The sequence below is a fragment of the Methylobacterium sp. WL103 genome (assembly GCF_008039885.1).
GTDB classification, from domain to species: Bacteria; Pseudomonadota; Alphaproteobacteria; order Rhizobiales; family Beijerinckiaceae; genus Methylobacterium; species Methylobacterium cerastii.
In genome coordinates this window covers 1-6,519 of sequence record NZ_VRUX01000229.1, presented here as the reverse complement: position 1 = coordinate 6,519, position 6,519 = coordinate 1, and the positions used below count along the sequence as shown (strand labels likewise).

The 6,519-nt window shown below is 68.7% G+C and carries 7 protein-coding genes; 4 read left to right on the top strand and 3 right to left on the bottom strand.

Annotated features, from left to right (window positions below; translation table 11 throughout):
* Position 1: 1 nt before the first annotated feature.
* The 4 genes from FV222_RS14595 (at position 2) to FV222_RS14580 (ending at position 3,641) form a co-directional block, all read left to right on the top strand.
* Positions 2-907, top strand: coding sequence for a threo-3-hydroxy-L-aspartate ammonia-lyase (locus tag FV222_RS14595; RefSeq protein ID WP_246685474.1), 906 nt, complete (start codon positions 2-4; stop codon positions 905-907).
* A 5-nt stretch (positions 908-912) separates the two neighbouring features.
* Complete coding sequence (locus tag FV222_RS14590; protein ID WP_187277340.1) at positions 913-1,656, top strand: trypsin-like peptidase domain-containing protein; 744 nt, start codon at positions 913-915, stop codon at positions 1,654-1,656.
* A 148-nt stretch (positions 1,657-1,804) separates the two neighbouring features.
* The gene (locus FV222_RS14585; protein ID WP_246685473.1) at positions 1,805-2,488 is read left to right on the top strand and encodes a cell wall hydrolase; all 684 of its coding nucleotides are present in this window, start codon (positions 1,805-1,807) and stop codon (positions 2,486-2,488) included.
* Between the two features lie 160 nt (positions 2,489-2,648).
* On the top strand, positions 2,649-3,641 hold the full coding sequence (locus FV222_RS14580; RefSeq protein WP_147762812.1) for an IS481 family transposase: 993 nt from the start codon (positions 2,649-2,651) through the stop codon (positions 3,639-3,641).
* On the opposite strand, the gene FV222_RS14575 is transcribed toward FV222_RS14580, so the two are convergent.
* The 3 genes from FV222_RS14575 to thrS all read right to left on the bottom strand — a co-directional run bounded on the left by FV222_RS14575 (position 3,638) and on the right by thrS (position 6,221).
* Positions 3,638-3,916 (bottom strand): virulence factor, encoded by a 279-nt coding sequence (locus tag FV222_RS14575; RefSeq protein WP_147814822.1) that lies wholly within the window; start codon positions 3,914-3,916, stop codon positions 3,638-3,640. The genes FV222_RS14580 and FV222_RS14575 overlap by 4 nt on opposite strands.
* Positions 3,916-4,128 carry a DUF5397 family protein gene (locus FV222_RS14570; RefSeq protein ID WP_147814820.1) on the bottom strand — a complete coding sequence of 71 codons (213 nt, stop codon included), beginning with the start codon at positions 4,126-4,128 and terminating at the stop codon, positions 3,916-3,918. Before FV222_RS14570 ends, FV222_RS14575 begins: the two co-directional genes overlap by 1 nt.
* Before the next feature lie 65 nt (positions 4,129-4,193).
* Positions 4,194-6,221, bottom strand: a complete 2,028-nt coding sequence (gene thrS, locus FV222_RS14565; RefSeq protein ID WP_147814818.1) for a threonine--tRNA ligase — start codon at positions 6,219-6,221, stop codon at positions 4,194-4,196.
* Between the last annotated feature and the right edge of the window lie 298 nt (positions 6,222-6,519).

Sequence of the window (6,519 nt, the reverse complement as noted above, 5' to 3'; positions counted from 1 at the left end):
CGTGGCGCACCGCACCCCGGTGTTGACCTCGCGCACCGCCGACGAACGCACCGGGGCGAGCCTGTTCTTCAAGGCGGAGAACCTGCAGCGGGCCGGCGCCTTCAAGTTCCGCGGCGCCTACAACGCGATCGCGGCGCTCGACGACGACGCGCGGGCGCGCGGCGTCATCGCCTATTCCTCGGGCAACCACGCCCAGGCGATCGCCCTGGCGAGCCGCATCCTGAACGTGCCGGCCACCATCGTGATGCCGGAGGACGCGCCGGCGATGAAGGTCGCGGCGACCCAGGGCTACGGCGCCGAGGTGGTGCGCTACGACCGCTACACCCAGGATCGCGTCGCCCTCGGGCGGACGTTGGCGGAGGCGCGTGGCCTAACCCTGATCCCGCCCTACGACCATCCGGACGTGATCGCCGGCCAGGGGACGCTGGCCCTCGAGTTGATCGAAGAGACCGGGCCGCTCGACATGCTCGTCGTCTGCCTCGGCGGCGGCGGCATGCTGTCGGGCTGCGCGCTGGTCGCCGCCGAGCGCGCGCCGGGCTGTTTGGTCGTCGGCGTCGAGCCGGAGGCCGGCGACGACGGACAGCAATCGTTCCGCGCGGGGCGGATCGTGACGATCCCGGTGCCGCGGACCATCGCCGACGGCGCGCAGACCACGTTCCTCGGATCGATGACCTTCCCGATCATTCAGGAGCGCGTCGCCGACATCGTCACGGTGACGGATTACGAGCTCGTCGCCACGATGCGCTTCTTCGCCGAGCGCATGAAGCTCGTCGTCGAGCCGACCGGCTGCCTCGCGGCCGCGGCGGTGATGCACGGCCGCCTCGACGTGCGGGGCAAGCGCGTCGGCGTGGTGATCAGCGGCGGCAACATCGATCTCGCGTCGTTCGCCCGCCACGTGGCGGGTTGAGGCCGGTGCGCGCCCTCGTCCTTTTCTGCGCGGGCCTGTGGGCCGGCGCCGCGCGCGCTGAGGACATTACCTTCGAGGCGGAGGCCTGGCCCTACAGCGCGATCGGCAAGCTCAACGTGGTGCTCGGCACCAACCGCCTGCAATCCTGCACCGCGACCCTGATCGGACCGCGGCTCGCGCTCACCGCCGCCCACTGCCTGTGGGACGAACCGCGCAAGCGCTGGGTCAACCCTGGCGTGGTCCACTTCGTGGCCGGCTATCGCCAGGGCACCTACCGCGCCCACAGCCTGGCCGCCGCCTACCGCAAGCCGGACGACTACGCCTACGCCTACGGCACCGCGCAACCGAACATGCAGGCCGACTGGGCCCTCGTGGAGCTCGTCGAGCCGATCCCCGGCACGCCGCTGACGCTGGAGGATGCAGCCCCCGACGCCGACCCGGCCGCGATCCGGCGCGAGATCCGGCGGGCCGGCTACAGCCGGCTGAAGCCGCAGCTGATGACCGCGCAGGGGCATTGCAGCGCGTGGCGAAACCCCGGGCCGGCGCCCCTCCTGCTGCACGATTGCCGCGCGGTGCCCGGCGAATCCGGCTCGGCGCTGCTGCAGGTCGAAGGCGGACGCCCCGTGGTGGTCGGCGTGCTCGTAGCGGGCAACCCGGAGGAGGGGCGCACCCCGTCCGTCGCCGTGCCCACCGCCGCGTTCCGCGAGATCGCCATGGCGATGCTGAAGGCGCAAGCCCAGCTGCGCTGATGCAACCGTCGGTTCACCACAACGCCAAACAATTCGGGCGCCACAAAATCCGCGCCTTTCGGACAGAGCTTGGCCGGAACCCGTCGCATCGGCGGGGCGACGGGCTGGGAGGCGGGACGGCATGCAGGGTGTTCGGGCGAGATGGACGGTGCCGGCCCTGTCGGTCCTGCTGCTCGGACCGAGCCTCGGCGCCTGCAACACCAGCGCGAACACCGCCCTCGTCACCGGCGCGACGCACGGCAAGCCGATGGTGGTGTCCGACGCGGAGCGCGACTGCCTCGGCCGCGCGATGTACTTCGAATCGAACCGCAGTGACCCCGAGGGCCTTCTCGCGGTCGGGACGGTGGTGATGAACCGCCTGGAGAACGCCGCCTTCCCGAACGGCGGCATCTGCTCGGTGGTCGGCCAGCCACGGCAATTCGCGGCCGGCGTGCTGACGAAGCCGATGGCGGAGAAGGACCTGTCGAAGGTCGCCGACGCGGCGGACGCGATCCTGGCCGGCGAACGCCACCCCAAGGTCGGCCGGGCGATGTACTTCCACACCGCCGGCCGGAAATACCCCTACGACAACATGCACTACGTGGCGGTGGCAGGCGGCAACGCCTTCTACGAGAAGCGCAAGGCCGGCAGCCTGAGCCAGACGCCGCCTCCCGCCCCGACGGCGATGGCCTTTGCCGAGACAATCCCGGCCGAGGCGATCCACGCCGCCCAGACCCTCGCCGTGTCGGCGCCCGCGCAACCTGAAGTCGCGGCCGCCCAGACGGTGCTGGCCGAACCCGCCCGCGACATCTGCCAGGTGGCGGGCCTCGGCGCTGCCCCGGGCGGCGGCTAGAGCATTTTTCAGCGAGGTGGATGCCGGCTCGCGTGAGGAAAATGCGACCACACAACAAGATAGAGCATGTTCGGTGATCCAGAGATCACCGAACATGCTCTAAGTGTTTGATCCCAGGGTTTGATGGTGCGATCTTCACGTCTGAGTGGAGGGACGCGTTATGGGCCAGGTTCTTCACGGCAGCGCCACGACGACGGAGGCGATCCGTCGAGCGATCCAGCATAGTCAAGCGAGCCTGAGGGCACTCTCGAAGCGCTACGGGATCAACCAGAAGACGGTCTCAAAGTGGCGGCAGCGGACCTCGGTCGCCGACCAGCGCACGGGGCCGAAGGATCCGCGTTCGACGGTGTTGTCACTGGAAGACGAGGCGATCGTCGTCGCCTTTCGCCGTCACACGCTCCTGCCGCTCGATGACTGCCTCTACGCGCTCCAGGCGACGATCCCGCACCTGACCCGTTCGTCGCTACACCGCTGCCTGCAGCGCCACGGCATCAGCCGATTGCCGGAGGTCGACGGCGACAAGCCCAAGCGCTCGCGCTTCAAGGCTTATCCGCTCGGGTACTTCCACATCGATCTGGCTGAGGTTCACACGGCGGAAGGGCGGCTCTACCTGCTCGTCGCCATCGACCGCACGACCAAGTTCGCCTTTGTCGAGTTGCACGAGAAGGCGACACGGCGGGTCGCAGGCGACTTCCTTCGCCATCTCATCGAGGCCGTGCCCTACAAGGTGCACACCGTGCTCACCGATAACGGCACCCACTTCACGACACCCGGCAACGTTGCCTCGGCCGCCTCCATCATCAGGCAAGCGATCGCGGCCGGCGAAACATTCCGAGCCCACAGCTTCGAGGCCGCCTGCGCTCGCAACGATATCGACCATCGCCTGACCAAGCCGCGGCACCCCTGGACCAACGGTCAGGTCGAGCGGATGAACCGAACGATCAAGGACGCGACGGTCAAACGCTACCACTACGACAGCCATGAGCAGCTTCGCGCGCACCTGGCCGACTTCGTCAGCGCCTATAACTTTGGCCGCCGCCTCAAGACCCTGCGTGGCCTCACGCCCTACGAGGCCATCTGCAAAGCATGGTCCGCCGAGCCGGGCCGCTTCAGGTCAAACCCGCTCCACCAAATCCCGGGACCAAACATCTAGGCCTTCACGACCTCGGTGAAGTCCGACCACTGCTCGACCCGGAACGCGCGGATGTCCCGGACCGAAGGCGCGAACCAGGGCAATGACTTCAGGGCCATGATCGCCGTGAACAGGACGGCCATGTCCTCGATCCGGCTGACGTAGAGGCTGCCCTGAACCCAGTCGAAGCCATGCCGGGCGAGTGTCGAGCGGATGTCGGCGTGGGCCTGAGAGACACCTTTCGGATGGGTCGCCTGCACCTCCGCGACGCTCAGGTCGAACGCGATGGCGAACATCACGCCTCGTCGTGATCGTGGAGGATGTCGCGCAGGGGGTAATCCAGCTCCTCGCCCGTCTCCAGGACACGCACGCGCATCAGCTGGTCGCCCGTGGTCGTGACGGATCCGGTCGCAACCACCTCGTAGGCGGGACCGGTCGGCCCGAACCGGCGCCAAGTCCCGATCAGGCTTCGCGATGTGGACTCGGAAGGAATCGCGGTCTCACGCATGGGCAGATCCTGTCATAGCCTTCGCAGGAAGACGAGGCCGCTTGCAGGCGGCCTCGTTTCCACGATCAGGGGGCGGGCTCGACCGGATGCTGCCCGTCGAGCACCGCATCGGTGCTCGGCACGCTCTCGGCGACGGCCTCCGCCCGGCGGAGGTCGGGCGAGGTCGCCTCGGCGACGAAGCTCGCCACGGCTTCGCCGAGCGGCAGCGTCCGGGTCTGCTGACTGCCGAGGCGGCGGGTCGAGACCGTGCGCTCCTCGGCCTCGCGGCGCCCGAGCGCCAGGATCACCGGCACCTTGGCGAGCGAATGCTCGCGGACCTTGTAGTTGATCTTCTCGTTGCGCAGGTCCGCCTCCACCCGAAGGCCGGCGCGCGTCAGCGCCCGCACCACGTCGCGCGCGTAAGCGTCCGCCTCCCCGGTGATGGTGGCGACCACCACCTGGACGGGGCTGAGCCAGAGCGGGAAATGGCCGGCGAAGTGTTCGATCAGGATTCCGGTGAAGCGCTCCATCGAGCCGCAGATTGCCCGGTGCACCATCACCGGCGGCACCTTCTGGCTCTCGGCGTCGACGTAGAACGCGCCGAAGCGCTCGGGCAAGTTGAAGTCCACCTGCGTGGTGCCGCACTGCCAGTCGCGGCCGATGGCGTCGCGCAGCACGTACTCGAACTTCGGTCCGTAGAAGGCTCCCTCGCCCGGGTTCACCTCGGTGCGGATGCGGCCGCCCGATTGCGCCTCGATCTGCGCCAGCACACGGGTCATCACCTCTTCCGCATGGTCCCACAGGGCGTCCGAGCCGACGCGCTTCTCGGGCCGGGTCGAGAGCTTCACCACGATCTGGTCGAAGCCGAAGTCGGCGTAGGTCGAGAGGATCAGGTCGTTGATCGTCAGGCACTCGTCGGCGAGCTGGTCCTCGGTGCAGAAGATGTGCGCGTCGTCCTGGGTGAAGCCGCGCACCCGCATCAGGCCGTGCATCGCGCCGGACGGCTCGTAGCGATGGACCACGCCGAATTCCGCCATGCGCAGAGGCAGATCGCGGTAGCTCTTCAGGCCGTGCTTGAAGATCTGGACGTGGCCCGGGCAGTTCATGGGCTTGAGCGCGAACCAGCGCTTGTCCTCGGCCTCGTCGCCCGCGGATTGGGCCGCGAACATGTTCTCCCGGTACCATCCCCAATGGCCGGAGGTCTCCCACAGGGCCTTGTCGAGGATTTGCGGCGCGTTCACCTCGCTGTAGTCGCCCTTGAGGCGGCGGCGCATGTAGGCGATCAGCTCTTGGAAGATCGTCCAGCCCTTGGCGTGCCAGAACACCACGCCCGGCCCCTCCTCCTGGAAGTGGAACAGGTCCATCTCCCGGCCGAGCCGGCGGTGGTCGCGGCGCTCGGCCTCCTCCAGCCGGTGCAGGTAGGCGTCGAGGTCTTCCTTCGTGGCCCAGGCGGTACCATAGATGCGGGTCAGCATCGGGTTGTCGGAATTGCCGCGCCAGTAGGCGCCGGCGACCTTCATCAGCTTGAAGGCGGTGCCGACCTTGCCCGTCGAGGTCATGTGCGGGCCGCGGCACAGGTCGAACCAGTCGCCCTGCCGGTAGACCTTCAGGTCTTCGCCAGGCGGGATCGCATCGACCAGCTCGACCTTGTAGGCCTCGCCGCGGTCGGCGAACACCTTGCGGATGTCGTCGCGCTTCCAGACCTCCTTGGTGAAGGGCGCGTCCCGGCCCATGATCTCGCGCATCTTCGCCTCGATCGCCGGGAAGTCCTCCGGCGTGAACGGCGTGTCGCGGGAGAAGTCGTAGTAGAAGCCGTTCTCGATCACGGGGCCGATCGTGACCTGCGTGCCCGGCCACAGCGCCTGCACCGCCTCCGCCAGCACGTGGGCGCAGTCGTGGCGGATCAGCTCCAGCGCCCGCGGGTCGGTGCGGTCGAGGAACTCGATGCGCGCGTCACGCTCGATCGTGTCGGAGAGGTCGGAGACGACGCCGTCGAGCGCCATCGCCACGGTGCGCTTGGCCAGCGATTTCGCGATGCCCTCGACGACGGCCCGTCCGGTCACGGCCTCGTCGTAGGCGCGGGTGTTGCCGTCGGGGAACGTGAGGATGGGCATCGCTGGAAATCTCCGGGCTCACTCCTGCGTACGCGGCAGGTAAGCGATCGAGGGCCGAACCGCGTGGGGCGCGGGAGCGGCCGTTTAGACCGTTTCGCGGGTGGAGGGAACGCCGCGGCGCCGGCCGGGCGCCCTACCCAATAAAGAACCCCGCGCGGTCCTTCGACCGCGCGGGGCTGATGGTGCCGTCGGGATCGCTCCCGCGGTCGGCTTACTCGGCCGCGATCTGGTGGGCCTGCGAGCCGTCCGTATAGGTCTCGGGCGTCAGGCGCTTGCCCGGGGCGGCGCGGCCCGGCAG